The organism is Chroococcidiopsis sp. CCALA 051 (assembly GCF_003015105.1).
Classification (GTDB): domain Bacteria; phylum Cyanobacteriota; class Cyanobacteriia; order Cyanobacteriales; family Chroococcidiopsidaceae; genus Chroococcidiopsis; species Chroococcidiopsis thermalis.
The window spans coordinates 1-23,097 of the sequence record NZ_PYCI01000046.1; the positions used below are offsets into that span (position 1 = coordinate 1).

Here is a 23,097-nt window from a genome sequence, read left to right on the forward strand (position 1 = left end):
CAACTACCCATTACCCACTACCCATTACCAACAGATTAAGATCGGAGTAATTAATTTTTCTCATCCTAATTGATGAAACGACTGCGCCCGATCGCCATTATTGCTGGCATTGCTATTGCCTTGGGGTTAGTTCTGTGGTTGGTGAGTTCTGTGGCACAGATTGCCCAAGTATGTCAGTATTCTCCGTTTTTATGTAATTCTCTCATCGCCTTAATTATTGGGTTGGTGTTGGCGTTGATCGGGGCAATTGTCTATTACATACTCGTCATTCAACGGGGAGAAAGGCGATCGCAACGGAGAAAACAGCAAAGACAAGCGCAACAGACGCAGATTCCACCACAAAAGACGGAAGCTGCGGCTGAAAATCTCTCAGCAGTAAGACAGCAAGTTGCCCAAATTCAAGATGAGGTGACGCGACAGGCATTAATCGAGCGATCGCAGGAAATTGAAGCAAATCTAGCGCGGGGAAATCTTCAAGTTGTCGTCTTCGGTACGGGTTCGGCTGGTAAAACTTCGCTGGTAAATGCCATTTTCGGGCGCATTGTCGGACAAACCGCCGCACCGATGGGAACGACGACGGTAGGACAAACCTATACTTTGCGTTTAAAAGGCTTAGAACGCAAAATTCTGATTACCGATACTCCAGGGATTCAAGAGGCGGGAGTAGCGGGAACGGAACGAGAACAGGTAGCCCGTCAGTTAGCAACTGAGGCAAATTTATTGTTATTTGTGGTTGATAACGATCTACGACAATCGGAATACGTACCTTTACGGGCGTTGATTGAAATTGGTAAGCGATCGCTACTCGTCCTGAATAAAACAGATTTGTATGCCGATGAGGATCGAGAACAAATTCTTGCCCGGTTGCGCGAACGGGTTAAGGATTTAATTGCAGCCAATGATGTTGTGGCGATCGCGGCTAACCCTCAACCCGTGACATTGCCAGAAGGGGAAATCTTTCAGCCAGATATTGAAGTCACTCCTTTATTACGTCGCATGGCGGCGATTTTGCGGCAAGAGGGAGAAGAATTAATTGCCGATAATATTCTCTTACAATCTCATCGTCTGGGGGAAGAAGCGCGTCAGCTGATCGATACCCAACAGCGACAGCAAGCTGAGAAAGTTGTCGAAAGATATCAATGGATCGTGGCGGGTGTGGTGTTGGTTACGCCGATACCTGTAGCCGATTTACTGGCAACTGCGGCTGTTAACGCCCAAATGGTGGTAGAAATTGGCAGCGTTTACGGTTGTGAGTTAAATATCGAACGGGGAAAAGAACTAGCTTTATCTTTGGGTAAAATTTTGGCAAGTTTGGGTATTGTCAAAGGGGCATTTCAATTGCTCAGTGCTGCTTTACAACTCACCGTACCGACTTTTCTGATTGGCAGGGCAATTCAAGCCGTGACTGCGGCTTATTTAACTCGGATTGCTGGCAGAAGTTTTATTGAATATTTCCGCCGCGATCGCGATTGGGGTGATGGCGGAATTGCTGAAGTCGTACAGCAACAGTTTCAATTAAGTCGCCGCGATGAATTTATTCGCGAGTTCGTTCAGCAGGCGATCGCGCGGGTGATTCAACCTTTAACGAGTCGCTCTCAAGTTACAGAAAATGAGGAAGAGTGGCAATGAGAACTCATTAAGTGCCTAACTCCTTTAATTTTTGTTGAGTTATTTTCCCAATCTCGAATTTCCCCTTCAAGATCTTGCGGTAAGACTGAGGTAAAGTCAAAAGTCAAAAGTCAAAAGTTAAAACTGACTGTTTGTCACTACTCACTTATGACTAATGACCAATGACTAATGACCAACGACCAATGACGTTCTTTTAGGTCAAGCATGAATGCTGCTGAAATTTTTGAAGGAATTGCGCTGTTAATTGAGCTGGCACAGAGAGGAGAAATCGATCCTTGGGATGTCAGAGTCATTGAAGCGATCGATCGCTACTTGAATGCGTTGCTAGCTGCCCAAGAAATAACACCAGGCTCATACGAATCAAATTTATCTCAGTCGGGACAGGCTTTTTTACTGGCATCGCTGCTAGTCTTGTTTAAAGCCAACACCCTCACTGGACTAGATTCTCCCCCTGACGAGTTAGAACTGGATACAGAAGAGTTATTGCTGGTAGGGGAAGGGGAGTTTGCGACGCGGTTACGTTTGCCTCTAGAACAGCAATTACATCGTCGTCCGGTTGCCGTACCTCCCCAAAAACGCCCTGTAACCCTCCAAGATTTGATCGAGCATTTGCAGCTAATTGCGACTCAGTTGCAGTCTGAAGGCACTCTGACAGCCAAAACTAGCCGCAGCCGCCGTTCTGTATCTCAGTCACGCGCAGATGCTCGCAAGCCCTTAGAACTAGCTCACCAGGAAAATCTGACTCAAGTAGCGCGAGAACTGGAAGAGTTTTTATCTCGCTACTCGTCACAATTTTTTACTTTAGAACAAAATTGGCTAAATTTAGAACAGTTAGTAGATTTATGGACGCAAACGAAACAAGTTGCCACATCCATTGCAGCTACTATGTCTCATGGTGAATTACTGAGCGATCGCGGTTGCACCTCATCGCAAAAACACGAAAAAGTCAGCGTCTTTTGGGCGTTGCTGCTACTCTCAGCCCAATCTAAGGTGGAATTATCGCAGGAAGAGTTTTATCAAGAAATTAAAATTAAGACTTTGGGTGGTTCCGAACAATTGGCGATCGGCGATACTGACTCCAAAACCACTGTATGTTCTGTTTAAAAGGGGGGCAATCGCGCTTGGCAAAAAGTATTTAGTATGCTGTACTTGGCTGGCAACTACGCTGTGTAGTTTTCGGGATGATTTCGGTAGAGAATTAAACGAGGATCGAAAATGCAATCAAACGATCGCATTTGTTTTTAATCAAGAGTAGATTTTGCATCAATCGCTTACAGTTGTCTCATGTTGAGGAGTAGCTTCTAATGAAAGCCATGATTCTGGCAGCGGGTAAGGGTACGAGAGTCCGCCCCATTACCTACACCATCCCCAAACCGCTCATTCCCATCCTGCAAAAGCCAGTGATGGAGTTTCTCCTTGAACTATTGCGCCAACACGGTTTTGACCAAATCATGGTCAACGTCAGCCATCTAGCTAACGAAATCGAAAACTACTTCCGCGACGGACAGCGCTTTGGCGTACAGCTTGCCTATTCCTTTGAAGGAAAAATTGTTGATGGCGTTCTCGTTGGAGAAGCGGTAGGATCTGCGGGAGGAATGCGGCGGATTCAGGACTTCGCGCCGTTTTTTGACGATACCTTTGTTGTACTGTGCGGCGACGCGCTAATTGACTTAGACTTAACGGCAGCAGTGAAATGGCATAGAGAGAAAGGCTCTATTGCTACAGTCATCATGAAATCCGTTCCCCGCGAAGAAGTCCCTAGTTACGGGATTGTGGTGACAGACGAAGACGGACGAGTCAGAACCTTCCAAGAAAAGCCAAAAGTTGAAGAAGCTCTGAGTACCAACATTAGTACGGGAATTTATATATTTGAGCCAGAAATATTTAATTACATTCCACCTGGAGAAAATTTTGATATTGGTAGTCAATTATTTCCCAAACTTGTAGAAAAAAATGCACCTTTTTATGGCTTGGTGATGGATTTTGAATGGGTGGATATCGGTAAGGTTCCCGATTACTGGCAAGCCATTCGCGGCGTACTCCAAGGTGAAATTAAAAACGTCCAAATTCCAGGACATGAAGTTCGTCCTGGGATTTACACTGGTCTGAGCGTTGCTGTGAACTGGGACAAAGTAGATATTACGGGTCCCGTGTATATCGGTGGAATGACGCGGATTGAAGATGGGGCGAAAATAGTTGGTCCTACCATGATCGGTCCCAACTGCTATATCTGTGGCGGCGCTACAGTTGACAATAGCGTCATTTTCGAGTATTCGCGTTTAGGTCCGGGAGTCCGCCTCGTAGATAAGCTCGTCTACGGGCGCTATTGCGTCGATAAAACGGGAGCCATGATTGATGTCCAAGCTGCTGCCTTAGACTGGTTGATTACGGATACCCGCGTCGAAACGCCATCCCAGCCTGCAATTGAAAGACAGGCAATCGCTGAACTACTAGGAATTGAGGCTAGTTAATCATGCATGTAGGGGCGCACAGCTGTGCGCCCCTACAGATATTTTTGCGCCCCTACGGATATTTTTGCGCCCCTACGGATATTTTTGCGCCCCTACAGATATTTTTGCGCCCCTACAGATATTTTTGCGCCCCTACAGATATTTTTGCGCCCCTACAAATATTTTTGCGCCCCTACGGATGTTTTTGCGCCCCTACGGATGTTTTTTATCTCTACAACTTACGTTGGCGAAGACAAATACGTATATCGGCTGAGACTCTGTTCATAGGTTTGGAGGAGACGCTGGGATTCTTGCAAGGTAATTTGTTTTTCTAACATGGCTTGTTCGCTGCGCTGGCGGATACTTTCTACCAGATCTTCAGCATCGTACTGTACGTAGCCCAAAACTTCGGTCATGGTGTCGCCTTTAACAACATGTTCGATCTGATAGCCTTTGGGCGTTAGTTGAATGTGGACGGCGTTAGTATCTCCAAACAAGTTGTGTAAATTACCCATGATCTCTTGGTACGCACCATTGAGGAACATGCCCAGATAGTAGGGTTCTCCTGGTTTGTAGGAATGCATTTCTAGCACGGATTTCACATCTCGCAAGTCGATAAAGCGATCGATCTTGCCGTCGCTATCGCAGGTCAAATCTGCTAAGATGCCTCGGCGATCGGGTTCTTCGTCTAAACGGTGGATCGGCATGATCGGGAAAAGCTGATCGATCGCCCAGCAATCCGGCGCTGATTGGAATACGGAAAGATTGACGTAGTAGATGGAAGCCATGATCTTTTCTAACTCTTCCAAATCGTCGGGTACGTATTCCTCGTGGCGGGTTATAGCCATTAGCTTCTCGCAGCAAGCCCAGTAAATCCGCTCTACCCTAGCTCTTTCTGTCAGGCGCATAATTCCCAAGTTAAAGCGGCTGATGGCTTCATCTTTAAACTGCACCGCATCGTGATACGCCTCTTGATAATTTTCGTTAGTAATCGATTGGTAAGTTTCCCAAAGGTGGTGGACGATTGGCGGTTCGTCCTCCTTGGGTGGTTCTGGCGTACCGAAAGGAACATCGGAAGTACTGACGACATCAAAGATCAAAACCGACTGATGGGAAGCAACCGCTCGTCCGCTTTCACTGATCAGGGTCGGAACTGAAACTTGCCGTTCCGCACAGGCATATTTCAACTCTGCCACGATGTCATTGGCATAGTTTTGCATGTTGTAGTTTTTGGAGGCGTAGAAGTTAGTTTGGGAGCCGTCGTAGTCTACACCCAAGCCGCCACCTACATCCAAATACTTCATGTTTGCTCCCAGCATCGCCAACTCTACATAAATGCGGCTGGCTTCTTGAATCGCGTCTTTAATTACGTTGATGGCGGAGATTTGGGAACCGATATGGAAGTGGAGTAATTGCAGCGAACCGAGGAGATTGGCGGCGCGTAACTTTTCTACCGCTTGAATGATTTCGGGGATAGTCAAACCAAATTTAGCGCGATCGCCTGTAGAAGTTCCCCAGCGTCCCATTCCTTGGGTACTGAGTTTTGCCCGCACGCCCAAAATTGGCTGAATTCCCAACTGGCGACTTGCTTCAATTGCCAAATCGACTTCTTCAACTTGCTCTAGGACGACGATTGGTGTTTGTCCTAAACGACTGGCAAGCATGGCGATTTCGATATATTCCTTATCCTTGTAGCCATTACAAACAATCAGCGCCCCCGGAGTATCTAGCAACGCCAAAGCAATCATTAACTCTGGTTTAGAGCCAGCTTCCAAGCCGAACTGGTGCGGTTTGCCAAATCGCACCAAATCTTCAATTAGGTGGCGTTGTTGGTTGCATTTGACCGGAAATACGCCACGATAGACACCAGGATAGTTGTAACGGGCGATCGCCTTGGCAAAACAAGCATTCAACCGCTCGATCCGGTCTTCTAAAATATCGGAAAAGCGAATTAACAGAGGTAGTCCCAAATTTCGCTGTTTTAAAGCATTTACCAACTCGTACAAATCCAACGAACCACCGCGATCGCCTTTGGGAGAAACTGTAATATGACCAGCGGCATTAATCGAAAAATAAGGTTCGCCCCACCCTTGAATTCGGTAGAGCGCTTCGCTGTCCTCAATCGTCCACGAACGCGATAATTTCCCAGGAGCGATGTGTAACGACTTCTTCTTTTCGTTTTTTAGCTCGGTTGTGGTTTGCGCAACCGTTGCTGGCTCCATTTCTTCTACAGTTGGATCTGCTCCCATCTCTATTCTCACCTCGTCTTTCTAACCTCTGTACAGCCCCACGCATAGCCAGTGTAACTTATTCAAATTAAGGTCATTGGTCATTTGTGAGTGGATAGTGGCTGGTGGCTAGTGGCTCGACTCAATTCTTGTCACTAGCCGCTAGTCATTAAGTAACTGACAACTGATAACTGATAACCGATCGCCGATTTAAGATAATCTAATTTTGATATTTGTTACTTGTCACTAGTCATTAGTAAGTTACAAATGACAAATGACCAATGACCAATGACAACTCAAAGGAACATAGCTGTGGAACGCACATTTTTAGCAATTAAGCCTGATGGCGTACAACGAAGTTTAGTCGGTGAAATTATTCGTCGTTTTGAAGCTAAAGGCTTTACCCTGGTTGGGATGAAGTTTATGAAAGTCAGCCGCGAACTTGCCGAGCAGCATTATGGCGTTCACCGAGAAAGACCTTTTTTCCAAGGTTTAGTCGAGTTTATCACTTCGGGTCCCGTCGTAGCGATGGTTTGGGAAGGCGATGGAGTTATTGCTTCAGCGCGGAAGATGATCGGTGCTACTAACCCCCTAACAGCAGAACCAGGAACCATTCGGGGCGACTATGGCGTTAACATCGGGCGTAACATCATTCATGGCTCCGATGCACCGGAGACTGCCCAACAGGAAGTTAGCCTCTGGTTTAAGGAAGAAGAACTAGCGAGTTGGGAACCTAGCTTGACTCCGTGGATTAAGGAGTAGGGAGTTGTAGAGACGTTACATGTAACGTCTCTACATATAGCAACTACTTCGGTACTTCAGCCTTTTCTTTATTTTCTGTAGGTACGATCGCTTCAGGAGAGTCCTCAACATTGCGCTTGGAAAAGCCCCAGAGAAATAACAGCGCGATCGCGGTTATCATTAACCATTCTGGGGGTACTAAAGCATCGTTAGCTACCCGTAGCATCAGCCGCAATCCTACTAAGGCAACGGTAATGTATCCGGCATCTTCTAAGTGGGTGAATTCATCTAACCAGCGAATGAATAAACCTGCCATGAATCGGAGGGTGATAATACCAACAGTAGCCCCCGTCAGTACCAGCCAGCGTTCTTGAGAAACTGCGATCGCTGTAGTGACGCTATCGAGAGAAAATGCTAAATCCGTGAAGGCAATGATGGGGATAGCTTGCCAAAGCGCTTGAAATCGAGGTCCGTGGTGCAGGTGGTCTTCGTCTTCTGCTGAGGTAAAGTGTTGAAATACTAGCCACAGTAGATAAAGCGCACCTAATAGCTCGAACTGCCAGTATTGCTGTACCCAAGTTGCTGTCAAGATTAAGGCAATCCGCAGTACGAAGGCAACTACCAAGCCGAGATTGAGCGCTTGACGTTCGAGTTTTTTATTTTCTAGTCCTTGGGCGATCGCCGCGAGAGCGATCGCATTATCAGCCGAGAGTACCGCCTCTAAAAAGATCAAAATGGTTAAGACTGCGGCGGTTTCAATGCTGGCGTGATATGGGGAATTTAGTATTTCGTCTATCATTAACAGTTTTTAAACCTGAAGACCCTACAGATACAGCTTGTCAAAATATGACTCTTCCATTCAGCTTAACCTGTTGAGCGGGAGAGAGGGAGAGTAGGCTAGGCGTTGCGATTGCTTGAAATCGCGTTCTCAACCGGATAATTCACAGCCAGCTTTGTTCCAGCTACAACTTTCACGATCGCAAATAGTGATGGAGCTATCTGACTACAATTGTCGAATACGGGTAGTCGCCCATCTTAACGAAAATCAAAACAATTTCGGGTAAATCTGCATTCAGAATGGTTTTTAGTAGCAATAACGATTACAGCGATCGCTATGTCACAAATCACGATTGAATCCATCCTGCAAGAAAAGCGTTTATTTCAACCGCCAGCAGAATTTTCACAAAAAGCACACATCAAAAGTTTTGACGAATACGAAGAACTCTATAACAAAGCCAAAGCCAATCCACAGCAATTTTGGGCAGAACTAGCGGAAAAAGAATTGCATTGGTTCCAAAAATGGGACACGGTGTTAGATTGGCAACCGCCTTTTGCGAAATGGTTTGTCGGTGGCAAAATAAATATTTCTTACAATTGTCTCGATCGCCACCTTACCACTTGGCGTAAGAACAAAGCTGCTTTGATCTGGGAAGGCGAACCAGGCGATTCTCGCACCCTCACCTACGCGCAACTACATCGAGAAGTCTGTAAATTTGCCAACGCCCTCAAACAGTTAGGGGTAAAAAAAGGCGATCTTGTCGGAATATATATGCCGATGATACCCGAAGCCGCGATCGCCATGTTAGCCTGTGCCAGAATTGGCGCACCTCACAGCGTCGTGTTTGGCGGTTTTAGCGCCGAAGCCTTGCGCGATCGCCTGAATGACGCTCAAGCTAAGTTAGTCGTGACAGCCGATGGCGGTTGGCGTAAAGATGCGATCGTTCCCCTTAAAGATCAAGTTGATAAAGCTTTAGCTGAGAATGCCGTCCCTACGGTCGAAAACGTCCTCGTTGTCAAGCGTACAGCACAACAAGTTCACATGGAAGCAGGGCGCGATCGTTGGTGGCACGATTTAGAAAAAGGCATATCGGCAGATTGTCCCGCCGAACCGATGGACAGCGAGGATATGCTGTTTGTCCTCTATACTTCCGGTAGTACGGGTAAACCTAAAGGTGTCGTCCATACAACCGCAGGTTACAATCTCTACACCCACATGACGACTAAGTGGATTTTCGACCTGCAAGATACTGATGTCTACTGGTGTACGGCGGATGTAGGTTGGATTACCGGACATAGTTACATCGTCTACGGTCCCCTATCTAACGGTGCAACTACGCTAATGTATGAAGGTGCGCCGCGTTCGTCTAATCCTGGGTGTATGTGGGACGTAATTGAAAAATACGGCGTGAATATTTTCTACACTGCACCTACGGCAATTCGTGCCTTTATTAGAATGGGCGAAGACTTGCCCAAAGCCAGAAATCTCTCTTCCCTACGCTTGCTGGGAACGGTAGGCGAACCGATTAACCCCGAAGCTTGGATGTGGTATCACCGAGTGATTGGCGGCGATCGCTGTCCGATTGTCGATACTTGGTGGCAAACGGAAACTGGGGGTATTATGATTACACCCTTACCAGGGGCAATCCCCACTAAACCTGGTTCGGCAACTCGTCCTTTCCCTGGTATTTTGGCTGATGTCGTAGATTTAGAAGGCAACCCCGTCGGCGATTATAACGGTGGCTATTTAGTCGTGCGTCACCCTTGGCCCGGAATGATGCGGACAGTGTACAACGATCCCGACCGCTTCCGCCGCACCTATTGGGAACACATCCCCCCCAAAGATGGACAGTACGTCTATTTTGCTGGAGACGGGGCGAGACGGGATGAAAATGGTTATTACTGGGTGATGGGTCGTGTCGATGACGTGATCAACGTAGCCGGACACCGTTTGGGGACGATGGAAGTTGAGTCAGCCTTGGTGTCTCATCCAGCGGTAGCTGAAGCCGCTGTCGTGAGTAAGCCAGATGAGGTGAAAGGAGAAGAAATCGTTGCCTTTGTCACCCTAGAAGGGACGATAACACCCAGCGAGGCGTTGAACAAGGAACTCAAGCAGCACGTCGTGAATGAAATTGGGGCGATCGCGCGTCCTGGCGAAATTCGCTTTACCGATTCTTTACCCAAAACCCGTTCGGGGAAAATCATGCGGCGGTTACTCCGTTCTCTAGCCGCAGGTGAAGAAGTTTCTGGGGATACTTCTACTTTGGAAGATCGCAGCGTGTTGGATAAGTTAAGGGAAGGCGCTTAAAAAACGAGTAGAGACGTTACATGTAACGTCTCTACGTATCAACTAAACATCCTCCTGTCAATACTTTTCGGATCGCGAGTAGAGACAAAATTCTCTAGGTTTTCGTCCGATTCTAAACGACCTTCGACTAAGTTGATAATGCGATCGGCTACATCTAAAATACTATTGTCGTGGGTGACAATTAAAATCGTACATCCCTGCTCTTTTGCCAGTTGTTGCATTAATGTCACGACTTCGCGTCCCGACTTTTTATCTAAGGCAGCAGTGGGTTCGTCTGCTAAAATTAGTTGCGGTTGATTGACTAAAGCACGGGCGATCGCGACTCTTTGTTTTTGTCCTCCCGATAGGGCATTGGGTTTATAATCGACGCGGTTAGCTAAACCCAATTGGCTCAACATCTCTACTGCTAATTTGCGTTTTTCTCGCCAGTTATTCGTTAACTCCACAGCCATTTCTACATTTTGCGAGGCAGTCAGAGATTCAAATAAATTGTGTGCTTGGAAGATAAAGCCAATATTCCGTCGTATTTCTACCAATTGAGATTTGTTGAGTCCGACTAATTCTTTTTCTAATACTAATAAATTCCCTTCATGAGCCGATCGCAAGGCTCCAATTAAACTCAAAAGAGTTGTTTTTCCCGAACCCGATGGACCAGTCATAATCACGATTTGTCCCTTGGGTAGATCGAGATTGATGTCGGACAATACCTGGGTACGTAAATCGCCCTGCCCAAAATAATAATTGAGTCGGCGAATTATAACAGCAAATTTATCTGTCATAAGCTGTCACGCAATCGATCGCAGGGAGTAGGGAGCAGGGAAGAGAGTAATTTTAACTTTTAACTTTTGACTTTTAACTTTTGACTTACTTATCTTTCTCACGAACCAAATACCTCCGCCGGATCTGTCGCTTGAACTTTACGCACGGCGATCGCGCCCGAAATTAAACACATAATAAAGGTAGCAATCAGAATATTAATTGCTCGTTCCCAAGTCATTTGCATTAACAAACCTGTAGAACTAGCTGTCAAACTATACAGTCCCAAACTGATAAAAAATCCTGGAACAAAGCCAAAAAATACTAGAATCACCGATTCCTGCAACACGATTCCTAGCAGGTGAAAATTAGAATAACCGATCGCTTTGAGCGTGGCATATTCTGCCCAATGTTCTGCTACATCCGTATACAAAATTTGATAAACCAAAATAATCCCAACGAAAAAACCCATCGTTGTTAGCAAAGAAAACACAAAGCCAATTGCCGTATTTTCTTGCCAGTAGCTTAATTCTTTTTGCACGAACTCGGCTTTCGTCCACACGGCGACATCTTGCGGTAGTTGCTGGCGCAGTGCAGATGCGATCGCATCCACATCAGCATTTTCCGCCACTTTCAATAGTCCGATATCGACAGTATTGAGCGTGCGGCTGTCTTCCTCTGGAGCCAAGTTAGCAAAATAGCGCAAAAAATTTTGGTCGCTAATAACAACATTGCCATTTCCAGAAGCAAAGTCCGTTCCCAAACTAAAAGTACCCACCAACCGAATTTGCTGTTCTGACAACTCGGTGACTGTACCAGGAGCGATCGGTCCTACTTCCGATCGCGATTGGTCGTCAATGAGTGCCGTCCAAGGTAGTTTCAACGCCTCCCGATTTTGTAAAATTCCAGGCAGAGGCAATACAGGGTCATCAGGATTGAAAGCAATGACTCGCAATGGTCTGATGGTTTTCGTTTGAGGATTTTTCCAATCGCCTGTAGTCGTGTAAAAAGGATAGGCAGCGACTACACCCTCAAAAGTCTGTGCTTGATAAAGTCGTCTGCGGGCAAATTGCTCTGGTACGAACATATTGTACTTGAGCCGATTGACGATCAGAATTTCTCCATTGAGTCGTTTTAGCAGTTGTACTTGGCTGTCGTATAAAGCATTTTCAAACCCTTGAAAGATAAACATCAACAACACGGCAAAAGACACCCCTGCAACGGCGGTCAGCAAGCGGCGCTTTTCGTGAGTCAGATTGAACCAAGCCAAAGGAGTGTGACGGGGGGGAAGCATAACTAACTAGGGGCTAGGGAGTTCGGAATTCGGAATTCGGAATTCGGAATTCGGAATTAAATAATCCCACACTACGCTCTTACCAACTACCAACTACCACTGATAACTGATTAAAAGACTTCAGCAGGATCGGCGTTGATGACTTTTTGCAAGGAGACCAAGCCGGAGAGGGTACACATGAGGATCGTTAGTAGCAGCACGAGAATAGCGCGTTCGAGTTCCATTGCAATTGGTAGACCTCCACTAGTGGCTCTGAGGGTGAGATCGTATAGACCGAGGGAGATAGCGAAGCCTGGAATGTAACCTAGAAGGGCAAGAATAATTGCTTCTTGAATGACGATCGCGCATAAAACTCGGCTGCGATAACCCATTGCTTTGAGGGTGGCATATTGCCGTAAGTGGCTGGAAACGTCGGTGTAGAGGATTTGATAGACGATGACGACACCGACAATACAGGAGACAATCACCCCCATACCAAAGATAAAGCCAGTCGAAGTTGCGCCAATCCAGTAGGCGCGATCGCGCTGGATGATTTCTGCTTTCGTAATCACTTCGACATCTTTGGGCAAAATTTGCCGTAATTCCTTGACAACTGTATCGAGTTCTGCATCCGAGCGCAGTTTCACCAGTCCTAAGCTGACGCGGTTGAGTGGAAAGGGATCGAAATAGCGGCGAAAGTTTTGATCGGTCATAATTAACGTTCCATCAGCAGCAAATCCGCCGCCGAAGGTGTATTGACCGCCAATCGTCACCTTTCTACCAATTCCTCTCGATCGCGCTTCGGTTGTCGTGCCAACTTTCTGAGTTCCGTATTCGGGGCGGGAAAGGCGATCGTACAGAACGGTATCTGGACGTAGAAGCGCGGCTCGATTTGCCGGAGAATCCAATTCTGGAATTAAAAATACAGGATCGCTGGGGTTGATTCCAAAGGCAAAGATCGCTCGGCTGAGGCGAGTTTCGGGGTTGCGCCACTGGAGATAACCTAAATAGAGTGGCATAGCTCTTTCTACACCGTTAACTCCGCGTGCTTGATAGATCCGCTCGATCGCAAAGGGTTTGGTACTGCTAATTTCTAAAGCTAAAGGCGATCGCAAATAGATATCAGCATTAATTTGCTCGTACATTTGGCTGGCAGATTTTGCCAGAGAACCCAAAAAACCCAAGTTCATAAATACGAGAATGACCGCAAAAGCAACTCCGGCGATCGCGACAACTAACCGCGTCTTTTCGTGTACCAAATTCAACCAGGCGATCGGAGTCTTCATGTTCAGTGACCAGTGACCAGTGACCAGTGACCAGTTTTTTTTGATTTTTGCATTTGCGTGAAAGACACCAACTGCTGTTATTTCACGTCTATTTTCACGTCTACCTGTAAATTGGTTAGAGCTGCTACTGTTTGGCGATCGTCCAAAAGCACTCTCACTTCTACCACCCGTGCATCGGCATTAGCCGCCGGATCGTCATCGAGAACGTTATTTTTAAAGATCTGCCAGCCAATTTCCGAAACTTTTCCAGTTATTGGTTTAGCAAAAGCACCATTACGACTGGTAATAGTCGCCTTCTGCCCGACTTTTACCAACCCCACATCAGATTCATACACCTCAGCCACGGCATACATCCGGCGCGTATCTCCCATTTCCACGATGCCGTCATCGGCGATCGCCTCCCCAGGATAGGCAAAAACCCGTAGAATTCTTCCAGTTCTGGGAGCGCGAATAATTGTCCGCTGCAACCGCGCTTCGGCTAATTCCAGATTTTGTGCTGCCGATCGCGCTGCAACTTGCACTTGCGTTAATGGTAGATTTGCTTGCTCTGACTTCAGTTGAGCTTCTGCATTGCCCAAATTCGCTTTCACGGCATTTTCCAGCCGAATCAAGGAGGCTTTGGCGTTGTTGAGCTGTTCCTGCAAGCTGCGTGTCTGACTGACTTGCCGATCTAATTCTTGCTTGGCGATCGCGCCTTCTTGATAAAGGTTTTGGTTGCGTTGTAAGTCAGTTTGTGCTAGAGCTAACTCTGCTTCTAACTGCCGGACAGTTGCTCTTTGTGCCTCTACTTCAAAAGTTCCGGGGCGATCGACCTGTTGAATTCGCGTTTGAGCTTCTTGGATTTGGGCTTGAGCGTATGCAGTTGATGCTTTTAGCCTCTCCTGCGCTTCAGCTAATTGACTAGCAGCATAATTTCTTTCCGCCAGCCTCTCATCGTAACTTTCTAAATAAGCAATAACCGCCCCTACCTTGACAAAGTCGCCCCGCGAGACTAGTAATTTGCCAATTCGTTCGCCATTAGGACCACTGACGCGAATTGCTTCCCCTTCCGGTTCTAGTCGTCCGAGCGCAACAACTGTTACCTTTTGAGGTAGAGGTGCAGGAGTCTGAGATGCTGTTGGTTTATTTTGCTCGGAATTTCTCAATTGAGTGACTCCGATACCAATTAAACCAAGCGCGATCGCCCCCGCAGTCACACCTATAATCCAACCCCGTCTGGGCTTTAACTCCTTGAAAATCATAATCTCGACATCCGCCGATGTAATTTGTTTTAGCGTTCCCTCTCTTTACCTCAGCAGTGACAACAACCTCTCTTATCGAGCTAATCGCCATGCTACTACCGAAATATTTTGCAGTCCATTATTTCTGACTCGTAGTTTATAATTTGTCATTTGTATGAGTTGTTGGTAATGGGTAATCGGTAATCGGTAATAGGTCATTTATCGTTTGCGATTTTCTCCGTTTGTCCCCTTGTCTCCCTTGTCTCCCTTGTCTCCCTTGTCCCCTCTTTCTTCTCCTTACCCCTTATCCCTATTTAATGTTCCAAACCACTCGTCGCCGATTAGCACTTTGGTATACAGCCGTTACTGCTATCCTACTGCTCCTATTTGCCAGTGGGATGTATTGGTACGTCCGCAATACCCTGATCGAACGGATTGACGATACCTTAAATCATGTCGTAGAAGTTGTTGGGCGATCGCTGGTCATCGAACCAATTTCCCCAGAAAGCGGACAACGGTTGAATATTGAAGCTTCTTTTCGAGATAATGCCGATACAGTTGATGACGATCGCATCGATTTAGAATGGTTTAGCCCCACTGGAGAACTACTCTGGTCAACTTTTACCGCACCTTTAGATATTCCCCTCCACCCTAATCGCACGGGTGAAACCGTTCAAATTAGTCACCATCAAGACACAGAAAACACTCCCTCACTCCTCACTCCTCACTCCTCACTCCTCCTCAGACAAGTCACCGAAAGAATCCAAATTGGAAGACAAGTTTTAGGATATTTGCGCGTCAGTCATCCTTGGTTTGAAGTCACTAAACCAAGTCAGCAACTCGCTTTCGATTTAATTTTGGGTATTGGATTGATGCTCGTTTCCGTAGCACTTTGCGGTTGGTTTCTTTCGGGCAAAGCAATGGAACCCGTCAAAGATTCTTATCAACGTTTGAAACAATTTACTGCTGATGCTTCCCATGAATTGAGAAGCCCGATCGCTTTAATTCAAACTAACGTTCAAGTCGCTTTAGCAGAATTAGATTCAGCCGGGGGACAAGGCGCAGGCTCGTTAAAATACGGACAACAATTAAAAGTAGTAGAACGATTAACTAAACGCCTCGGTCGTCTTGTGGATGACTTATTATTTCTAGCACGTCAAGATAGCGGGATCGTTCAACCACAATTTTCTACCTGTCCTTTAGATGCACTATTAATAGAAGTAGTAGAAGAACAGCAATTCGCCGCAGCAGAAAAGAAGATCAAAATTTTCCTAGATTTAACCGCACCAACGGAGACAGAAACCGAAGACGATTGGTTTACCCTCCAGGGAGACTGGAATCAACTAGCACGATTATTTACAAACTTGATTGGTAATGCTATACATTACACTCCAGAAGGTGGTGAAATTCGGGTCGAGCTACAACATATCTCTACTAACAAAGAACTTTTTTCTCCGCCCCTTCTGTACGGGCGCACTGCTGCGCGCCCCTACCATTCGCTCCTCTCTTCTCGCCTTCAAGTCAAAGTTAAAGACACGGGTATTGGTATTCCCGAAACTGCTTTACCTCACTTATTCGATCGCTTTTATCGCGTCGATCCTGCTCGGACTCACGCGACAGGCTCGCAAGCAGTACAAGCATCAACAGGTTCGGGATTGGGTTTAGCAATTGCGGCTGCGATTGTTGCCAACCACCAAGGACAAATTACTGCCGAAAGTACTCTCGGACAAGGTACGATTTTTACCGTCACTCTACCCGCGAGTGGTGATGCGTAAATCAAGCGTGAGAAAAATTTTATCTCCCGACTTCACAGCTTATTCACTTTCTCGTCCTATTTTGGAGACAAGAACAGATGGGAGGATAGATTCATGAGCGACATAGAGCAGAACGTCTTCAACGTACTCCAACGCCATCCTTTCTGTAGTGCTGTACTAGTTGCTTATAAGCTTGAGTTACCTATAGCTAAAGTTCAAGCTACCATGAACCAACTCATAGATCGTGGCATTCTCATTCCACAGTGCAGCAACTATAGCAATCCTATTTGATTCATGAACGTGGAGCAGGCTTCTAGCCTGCGGCAGGCTAGAAGCCTACTTTACAAATCATTTAGAACTACTATACAACTCGTTTCGATAATCTTGTCTCGATCGCATAGCAGCGATCGCTTCCGTATTTTTGCGATCGGTGAAAGTACGTGCAGATCATTTCCTAACTGTGAAAGTCGTAAAAATTTGGCATGACATCGATCGCTTTTATAATTTTTTCGATCGAATTTAAGTCATGCTTTTTTAAGCTCCTGTACCTTTGGCTTATATTTACGAGTTATTCGGCTCGCCTCATTATTTTTTTAATTACTTTCGCTCCACTTGCTTGCTAGATAAAACTACGATTCATGCAAGAAACCAGTAAGAAATTCAATATGCATATCCGAAATTTTACTTAATGTTTATAATTGAGCGACAAAATATAAAAGTTCCGTAAATCCTCAATAAATGTGTAGTATAAAAGAAGACTAGCTAATATAGGTTGGTTTGCTACATAGTCGTTTTAACAAGTGATTTTCGGCAAAGGTCAGAGTGAACTGCGATCGCGCAGTATATTTTTATAGCCGTGTATTCGGTTAACTAGAAACTAAACTCTGACTTTTCAGAGCTGAAACATAGGTAAGCTAATAGCACAAAGTAAGTCAAACCATTAAGCAATTAACTATTAGTTAAATTTCCATAGAATAAGTATCTATATGCCTCCCTATACGCCCTCATAGGATAAAGTTTATTCAAACTTAAAACTACGAGTGCATTATGAGTAAACAATAAGTGGAAACCCAGAATGGAGACTAAAAACCATCTTCAGAAATTTTTAACTGAGAGCAATAGTCCTCAAAGTCAGGCTTTACCTTTGGCATCTAAAGCACAGCTAGAAGAAGGTGATGAAGGTGGTTTAAACATAGGAAAGCTAATTGCCGCAGTTCAAAGAAGAATGCTTGTAGTTGCGAGTGTAGCAACCACAGTTGCAGCCGCGGCAGTAGTTTATGGTTTACTAAGTAAACCAGTCTATGAAGGCAAGTTTGATTTACTGCTCGAACCGATAACTGCTGAGAATAAGCTATCGATATCTCCTCTCAACGAAATCAAAACCGAACAAAGAACTATTAATGAAACTGAAATTAAGGTATTACAGAGTCCAAAAATCATGACTCCTGTTGCCCAGCAAGTATTAACGCAGTATCCAAATACCGATCTGACCAAGCTCAAGTTTGAACGACTGCCAAATACTAATATTATTTCAGTGACTTACCGAGATCCAAATCCAGAAAAGATTAAGTACGTAATGGATCTTCTTTCTAAAGCTTATCTAGTTTATAGCTTAGAAGAGCGTCGGTCTGACGTACGAATGGGACTTCAATTTATCGAGGAACAGTTACCAAAATTACGGCAGCAAGTTGAATCTTTACAAGAAAGACTCCAAACATTTCGGCAAAAATATGACTTAATCGATACTGAAGGGCAAGGTAGACAGCTGACCGACCGACTGAATCAAATTACGCAACAACGGCGAGAAACGCAGACCCAATTAGCCAGAACTCGCGCCCTCTACAATGCATTACAGCAGCAGTTACAAATGCGATCGCCAGAAGCAGCAGTCGTCACAGCCTTGAGTGAAGCACCTCGCTATCAAGCATTGTTAAACCAATTGCAACAGATCCAAACCAGGATTGCCGTTACAGCAGCGCAATATCGGGAAGATAGTCCTACAGTTCAGGCACTGCGATCGCAGGAACAAAATTTACTCCCCTTGGTAGAACAGGAAAGAAGAGCCATCTTAGGCAAGAATATACAAGTATCAAGACAGCTGCCAGCCTTTGCCTCTACCAATACTATTCGCCAGCAACAAACACAGCAACTTTTAGAGGCGGCTAACCAGATTCAAACCTTAGAGGCAGAAAATAAAGCGCTGACTCAAGCCGATATTGTATTAAGACAGCAGGTCAAGCAATTTCCCGCCTTGGCACGCCAGAATGACGATCTCGTAGGGCAATTGAAAATTGCTTCCGAAAACTTAAATCAGTTTTTAACTAAGCGCGAAGCATTACGCATCGATTTGGCACAGAAACAAGTGCCTTGGCAACTGATCACTCCTCCTACTGACCCTGAAACTTCTTCGTTGAGCCTGAAACGTAATTTAATGTTGGGGGCAGTCATGGGTTTATTGACGGGTATTGCAGTGGCATTGCTGATCGAAAAATTCAGCAATGTGATTCATACGCCTGAAGATGTGAAAGATTTAACCCGATTGCCACTACTCGGAGAAATTCCGCTGAAGAAAGACGCTAGTTCGGTTAAGGCTGGTGTTACCGAACTCGTAAAATCTATCAATCCGATCGCAAAATCGAGCCAACAAAAGCCACAAACTCAACAGCAAACTATGGCTCAGTTTTGGGAATCTTTGCGCTCTTTGTACACGAATATTCGCTTTCTAGGTTTCGATAAGCCGATCCGCTCTTTGGCTGTCATTTCTGCTGCTGCGGAAGAAGGGAAATCTACCGTGGCACTCCATTTAGCTCAAACAGCCGCCATGATGGGGCAGAGAGTGCTACTAGTAGATGCAGATTTACGAAATCCTAACATTCACAAACGCTTGGGTTTAAGTAACACCGTTGGCTTAAGTAATGTAATCGTGAATGACATCAATTTTCAAGATGTGTTGCATCGAGTCAATTGCGAACCAGTTGCAATCAAGAATAGCGATCGCGCCGAACTTTCTGTCAGCAAGACATCGTTAGAAGTCGAGAGTTTGTATGTTTTGACAGCCGGACAAATCCCACCCAATCCTGCCCATTTGCTCTCATCTCACAAGATGCAAAGCTTAGCAAAACAATTTGAATCTGCTTTCGATCTGATCGTATACGATACGTCGCCACTATTAGGACTAGCAGATAGCAATCTCCTCTCTGCCCATATAGATGCGAGTATTTTAGTCGTAGGTATGGGTAAAGCTCATCGTTCGGCGCTGGCAAAGGCATTAGAAAGCTTAAAAATTGTCGGTAGCCCTGTCATTGGTGCAGTTGCTAACGGAGTGACGACAAGCTATAAGAGCGCTTACTATTAGTGTGAGAAGGCAGAAGTCGTAGGGGCGGGTTTTTTGTCCATGTCTGTAATAGAGCAAATAATGTTGCAATTAAACCCGTTTGTTCAGTTGTAGGGGCGGGTTTGTTAGCGATAGCCCGTACTAGAATACATAATTTGGCAATTAAACCCGCCCGTACAAAAGTCAGGAGGGTGTTAAGCCAGCCAATAGCACCGAGCTGGTTGTTGAGACAAAAATGTAGTGGTTCTGATTTGATTACAATAAATTTGTAGGGGCGCACAACCATGCGCCCCTGTATGTGTTGTCTGTTGCGTGTTACGGCGATAAATGTCTGATTCGATCGCGTCGTCTACTATTGCTGCCATTGCCACTGCGGTAGTACCGCAACAAGGTAGTGTAGGCATTGTCAGGGTCTCGGGAAATGAAGCGATCGCGATCGCTCATCATCTATTTTACGCCCCTGGAAAACAAGCCTGGGAAAGCCACCGCATTCTCTATGGCTACATTCGCCATCCCCAAACACAGCAACTCGTGGATGAGGCGTTATTGCTAATCATGCAGGCTCCACGTTCCTATACCCGAGAGGATGTCGTCGAGTTTCACTGTCATGGTGGAATTATGGCAGTACAGCAGGTATTGCAGTTGTGTTTGGCAGGAGGAGCCAAACTAGCGCAGCCAGGGGAATTTACACTTAGAGCATTTTTAAACGGACGCTTAGACTTAACCCAAGCCGAAAGTATAGCCGATTTGGTCGGGGCGCGATCGCCGCAAGCAGCGCAGACAGCTTTAGCAGGTATACAGGGAAAATTAGCTCACCCAATTCGTCAATTACGAACGAAATGTTTGGATGTCTTAGCAGAAATTGAGGCAAGAATTGACTTTGAGGAGGATTTACCACCATTAGATGAAACACTAGTTCGAGCAGAACTAGCCCAAATTGAGGTAGAAGTCAGCAAAATTCTGGCTACAGCCCATCAAGGCGAATTATTACGCACGGGATTAAAAGTGGCGATTGTCGGTCGTCCGAATGTGGGAAAATCGAGTTTGTTGAATGCTTGGAGTCGTAGCGATCGCGCTATTGTCACCGATTTACCCGGTACGACTCGCGATGTGGTCGAGTCTCAACTCGTCGTGGGAGGAATTCCGATTCAGGTATTAGATACAGCAGGAATTCGCGCCACGGAAGATCGAGTCGAGAAAATGGGAGTCGAGCGATCGCTTTCTAGCGCTCAAGCCGCCGATTTAGTTTTATTGACAATTGATGCGGCGGCGGGATGGACTCAGGCGGATGAGGAAATTTACCTTCAGGTAAAACACCGTCCGTTAATTTTGGTTATTAACAAAATCGATCTGGCGGCGGTTGAAACAGTGAATTATCCAGCCGAAATTAGTCAGGTAGTGACAACGGCTGCTGCTTGCGATCGCGGTATAGATGCTTTAGAGCAAGCGATTTTGGCAAAGGTGCGATCGGGAAAGGTAGATTCTGCCAATCTAGATTTAGCCATTAACCAGCGCCAAGCCGCCGCGCTAATCAGAGCGCAAACTTGCTTAGAACAAGTACGAGAGGCGATCGAACAGCAGTTACCTTTAGATTTTTGGACGATTGACTTACGCGGCGCAATTCAAGCACTAGGAGAAATTACTGGGGAAGAAGTCACGGAGTCAGTGTTAGATCGAATTTTCAGCCAGTTTTGTATTGGAAAATGAATGTAAGAATTCTTCATTTTTGACTTTTAACTTTTAACTTTTGACTTTTTCATCTCGGTCTTCCCAGCGTAGTGATATAAAGTACGGCTTCGTCAGTCGGAATCCCAAGAACTTCGTTAACGCGATCGTCAAAAAAGCCACCGATACCACTTACACCTAAGTTGAGACGAATAGCGGCTAAATTCAGTTTTTGTCCTAAATGTCCTGCATCCATATGTAGATAGCGATAAACGCGATCGCCATAGCGTGCTACAGCTTTTTTCAGATCTGCGGTGTGAAAGAGGACGGCGGCTGCATCCCGACCGAGTTCTTGTCCTAAGCAGAGGAAGTGCAATTCGCGTCGAAAGTTTTTAAATCGAATTTGCCGCAATTCTTGGGCTTTTGGTGCGTAGTAGTAGCAACCTTCTTCTAAGCCCGTGACTCCAGATACGGCAATAAATGTTTCAATTAAGCTTAAGTCGAAATAGTCTGGATCGCCATCAAATCCTCGATCGACGTAATGCTGAGGTTGATAGGTGAAATCTAACAAGACCCTTAACTCATCTATTGTGAGTTCAGCACCAGTATAAGCACGAGTGGAGCGACGTTCGAGTATTGTCGTCTCCAACCCGACTAAATTTATTCCCCAATCTATCGGGTTAGTTCTAGTTGAAACTTTCAAACAAAAAGGAAAGTTATATTTATCTTCTAAATGAGCAACTTCCTGTTGCTCCTGGCTTTTGACGACTGGTGCTTCGTCTATTTGCGTTGCTCGATGGCAGTAAGCCAGTAATTCGCCGTCGGGAACTTCGGGATACTCAACTTGGGTAGCAGATGGTAAGGCTGTGCAACTGAGAGGTAATTTGAGAGGTAATTGTTGTACTGCCAAATCTATTAATGGAACGACTGCGATCGCTCCTTCTTGTTCTGGGTCTAGATACAATATTTGGTTGACAGATGCATCAATAAATCCACCAATGAAGTAGGGACGGAAGTTAGTCAAACCACCAGCCAGTTCAATATTACCTAGCAGGTGTCCTGTATCTAAAAATATGCGACGATAGGCGCGGTCTTGGTAGCGCCAAGCCGAACGGTAGAATATAGCGGTCGCGATCAGTGCAATTTCGCTACTTTCTAGAGCTGGATGTTGAAAACAGGCTGCTTGCAGGTCGCTCCAAACATCACTTTCCCAAAACTGAGTGAGAGAATGAGCCAGCGGGTTATAGCTGTAAAGTCCGGCTGGAATGAGTGGCGTACCGCGAGAAATTAGATAAACTTCGGCTGGATATAACCCCCCAGCAGAGGGAGCAGAGCGGAGATAGAGCGGCTGCCCCACCATAGTTGGAACTTTGGCGGTGATCCCGTAACTATATAGTAAAAGATGAGACAATCGCTGCCACCAAGCAATTCCTGGAATGACTGCTGAAGCCTCTGCATCTGCTTGTAGATAGGGCTTGAGATCGAAAACCGTACCGATCTTATACTCTTTAAATGGCGACGGTTGCTTCGACCAATCTAACCCCTGACCTTTAGCAGCAATCGTCTCAGGGTCGTATTTCGTGCGTTCGTGGTAGTATTGGGCGATCGATCCGTACTGTTCTGGCATAGCCATCTGGCAGAAGTTTTCCTTTCTTCAATCTTTGCACTCCAAGGGG

The 23,097-nt window shown here is 45.8% G+C and carries 17 protein-coding genes; 9 read left to right on the forward strand and 8 right to left on the reverse strand.

Translation table 11 applies throughout. The features are described from left to right. The first annotated feature begins 72 nt into the window (after positions 1 to 72). From C7Y66_RS13255 to C7Y66_RS13265, 3 genes are all read left to right on the forward strand, one after another. Positions 73 to 1,629 carry a YcjF family protein gene (locus C7Y66_RS13255; protein WP_106545940.1) on the forward strand — a complete coding sequence of 519 codons (1,557 nt, stop codon included), beginning with the start codon at positions 73 to 75 and terminating at the stop codon, positions 1,627 to 1,629. Positions 1,630 to 1,833: 204 nt separating this feature from the next. After that, on the forward strand, positions 1,834 to 2,733 hold the full coding sequence (locus tag C7Y66_RS13260) for a segregation/condensation protein A (RefSeq protein ID WP_106545941.1): 900 nt from the start codon (positions 1,834 to 1,836) through the stop codon (positions 2,731 to 2,733). Between the two features lie 200 nt (positions 2,734 to 2,933). After that, a complete protein-coding gene (locus C7Y66_RS13265; RefSeq protein ID WP_106168333.1) occupies positions 2,934 to 4,100 on the forward strand; it encodes a sugar phosphate nucleotidyltransferase in 1,167 nt (388 codons plus the stop codon). A 218-nt stretch (positions 4,101 to 4,318) separates the two neighbouring features. Here C7Y66_RS13265 and speA read toward each other — a convergent pair whose 3' ends face one another. Then, on the reverse strand, positions 4,319 to 6,328 hold the full coding sequence (gene speA / locus C7Y66_RS13270; protein ID WP_106168332.1) for a biosynthetic arginine decarboxylase: 2,010 nt from the start codon (positions 6,326 to 6,328) through the stop codon (positions 4,319 to 4,321). Positions 6,329 to 6,619: 291 nt separating this feature from the next. Here speA and ndk point away from each other — a divergent pair, with 291 nt between their 5' ends. Further along, positions 6,620 to 7,069: a nucleoside-diphosphate kinase gene (gene ndk / locus C7Y66_RS13275; protein WP_039716236.1), complete on the forward strand. Its 450-nt coding sequence runs from the start codon at positions 6,620 to 6,622 to the stop codon at positions 7,067 to 7,069. Positions 7,070 to 7,112: 43 nt separating this feature from the next. Here the strand turns inward: ndk and C7Y66_RS13280 are convergent, their stop codons facing one another. After that, positions 7,113 to 7,847: a TerC family protein gene (locus C7Y66_RS13280; RefSeq protein WP_015154991.1), complete on the reverse strand. Its 735-nt coding sequence runs from the start codon at positions 7,845 to 7,847 to the stop codon at positions 7,113 to 7,115. Between the two features lie 315 nt (positions 7,848 to 8,162). Here C7Y66_RS13280 and acs point away from each other — a divergent pair, with 315 nt between their 5' ends. Next, complete coding sequence (gene acs / locus C7Y66_RS13285; protein WP_106545942.1) at positions 8,163 to 10,133, forward strand: acetate--CoA ligase; 1,971 nt, start codon at positions 8,163 to 8,165, stop codon at positions 10,131 to 10,133. 38 nt (positions 10,134 to 10,171) lie between these two features. Here the strand turns inward: acs and C7Y66_RS13290 are convergent, their stop codons facing one another. From C7Y66_RS13290 to C7Y66_RS32930, 5 genes are all read right to left on the reverse strand, one after another. After that, the gene (locus C7Y66_RS13290) at positions 10,172 to 10,912 is read right to left on the reverse strand and encodes an ATP-binding cassette domain-containing protein (protein WP_106545943.1); all 741 of its coding nucleotides are present in this window, start codon (positions 10,910 to 10,912) and stop codon (positions 10,172 to 10,174) included. Positions 10,913 to 11,010: 98 nt separating this feature from the next. Further along, the gene (gene devC, locus C7Y66_RS13295; protein WP_106545944.1) at positions 11,011 to 12,183 is read right to left on the reverse strand and encodes an ABC transporter permease DevC; all 1,173 of its coding nucleotides are present in this window, start codon (positions 12,181 to 12,183) and stop codon (positions 11,011 to 11,013) included. A 110-nt stretch (positions 12,184 to 12,293) separates the two neighbouring features. After that, entirely contained in the window at positions 12,294 to 13,448 is a 1,155-nt protein-coding gene (devC, locus tag C7Y66_RS13300; protein WP_106545945.1) for an ABC transporter permease DevC, read from the reverse strand. Positions 13,449 to 13,525: 77 nt separating this feature from the next. Beyond that, positions 13,526 to 14,689: an HlyD family efflux transporter periplasmic adaptor subunit gene (locus C7Y66_RS13305; RefSeq protein ID WP_106545946.1), complete on the reverse strand. Its 1,164-nt coding sequence runs from the start codon at positions 14,687 to 14,689 to the stop codon at positions 13,526 to 13,528. A 72-nt stretch (positions 14,690 to 14,761) separates the two neighbouring features. Further along, a complete protein-coding gene (locus tag C7Y66_RS32930) occupies positions 14,762 to 14,887 on the reverse strand; it encodes a hypothetical protein (protein WP_255409978.1) in 126 nt (41 codons plus the stop codon). 98 nt (positions 14,888 to 14,985) lie between these two features. Between C7Y66_RS32930 and C7Y66_RS13310 the strand changes: the two genes are divergently transcribed. The 4 genes from C7Y66_RS13310 to mnmE all read left to right on the forward strand — a co-directional run bounded on the left by C7Y66_RS13310 (position 14,986) and on the right by mnmE (position 21,463). Continuing rightward, entirely contained in the window at positions 14,986 to 16,443 is a 1,458-nt protein-coding gene (locus tag C7Y66_RS13310) for a cell wall metabolism sensor histidine kinase WalK (RefSeq protein WP_106169197.1), read from the forward strand. A gap of 93 nt (positions 16,444 to 16,536) precedes the next feature. Continuing rightward, complete coding sequence (locus tag C7Y66_RS31085) at positions 16,537 to 16,713, forward strand: hypothetical protein (protein ID WP_158265919.1); 177 nt, start codon at positions 16,537 to 16,539, stop codon at positions 16,711 to 16,713. 784 nt (positions 16,714 to 17,497) lie between these two features. After that, positions 17,498 to 19,777, forward strand: coding sequence for an AAA family ATPase (locus C7Y66_RS13320; protein ID WP_106545948.1), 2,280 nt, complete (start codon positions 17,498 to 17,500; stop codon positions 19,775 to 19,777). A gap of 306 nt (positions 19,778 to 20,083) precedes the next feature. Next, positions 20,084 to 21,463: a tRNA uridine-5-carboxymethylaminomethyl(34) synthesis GTPase MnmE gene (mnmE, locus tag C7Y66_RS13325; RefSeq protein ID WP_106545949.1), complete on the forward strand. Its 1,380-nt coding sequence runs from the start codon at positions 20,084 to 20,086 to the stop codon at positions 21,461 to 21,463. Between the two features lie 49 nt (positions 21,464 to 21,512). Here the strand turns inward: mnmE and C7Y66_RS13330 are convergent, their stop codons facing one another. Beyond that, the gene (locus C7Y66_RS13330; RefSeq protein WP_106545961.1) at positions 21,513 to 23,048 is read right to left on the reverse strand and encodes a SagB/ThcOx family dehydrogenase; all 1,536 of its coding nucleotides are present in this window, start codon (positions 23,046 to 23,048) and stop codon (positions 21,513 to 21,515) included. Positions 23,049 to 23,097 lie beyond the last annotated feature (49 nt).

Bases quoted from the DNA above. Each gene is read 5' to 3' on its own strand.
- C7Y66_RS13320 (WP_106545948.1), top strand. From the start codon at position 17,498: ATGGAGACTAAAAACCATCTTCAGAAATTTTTAACTGAGAGCAATAGT.
- devC (WP_106545944.1), bottom strand. From the start codon at position 12,183: ATGCTTCCCCCCCGTCACACTCCTTTGGCTTGGTTCAATCTGACTCAC.
- C7Y66_RS13280 (WP_015154991.1), bottom strand. From the start codon at position 7,847: ATGATAGACGAAATACTAAATTCCCCATATCACGCCAGCATTGAAACC.
- C7Y66_RS13310 (WP_106169197.1), top strand. From the start codon at position 14,986: ATGTTCCAAACCACTCGTCGCCGATTAGCACTTTGGTATACAGCCGTT.
- acs (WP_106545942.1), top strand. From the start codon at position 8,163: ATGTCACAAATCACGATTGAATCCATCCTGCAAGAAAAGCGTTTATTT.
- C7Y66_RS13305 (WP_106545946.1), bottom strand. From the start codon at position 14,689: ATGATTTTCAAGGAGTTAAAGCCCAGACGGGGTTGGATTATAGGTGTG.
- speA (WP_106168332.1), bottom strand. From the start codon at position 6,328: ATGGGAGCAGATCCAACTGTAGAAGAAATGGAGCCAGCAACGGTTGCG.
- C7Y66_RS13330 (WP_106545961.1), bottom strand. From the start codon at position 23,048: ATGCCAGAACAGTACGGATCGATCGCCCAATACTACCACGAACGCACG.
- devC (WP_106545945.1), bottom strand. From the start codon at position 13,448: ATGAAGACTCCGATCGCCTGGTTGAATTTGGTACACGAAAAGACGCGG.
- mnmE (WP_106545949.1), top strand. From the start codon at position 20,084: ATGTCTGATTCGATCGCGTCGTCTACTATTGCTGCCATTGCCACTGCG.
- C7Y66_RS13265 (WP_106168333.1), top strand. From the start codon at position 2,934: ATGAAAGCCATGATTCTGGCAGCGGGTAAGGGTACGAGAGTCCGCCCC.
- C7Y66_RS13255 (WP_106545940.1), top strand. From the start codon at position 73: ATGAAACGACTGCGCCCGATCGCCATTATTGCTGGCATTGCTATTGCC.
- C7Y66_RS13260 (WP_106545941.1), top strand. From the start codon at position 1,834: ATGAATGCTGCTGAAATTTTTGAAGGAATTGCGCTGTTAATTGAGCTG.
- C7Y66_RS31085 (WP_158265919.1), top strand. From the start codon at position 16,537: ATGAGCGACATAGAGCAGAACGTCTTCAACGTACTCCAACGCCATCCT.
- C7Y66_RS13290 (WP_106545943.1), bottom strand. From the start codon at position 10,912: ATGACAGATAAATTTGCTGTTATAATTCGCCGACTCAATTATTATTTT.
- C7Y66_RS32930 (WP_255409978.1), bottom strand. From the start codon at position 14,887: ATGACCTATTACCGATTACCGATTACCCATTACCAACAACTCATACAA.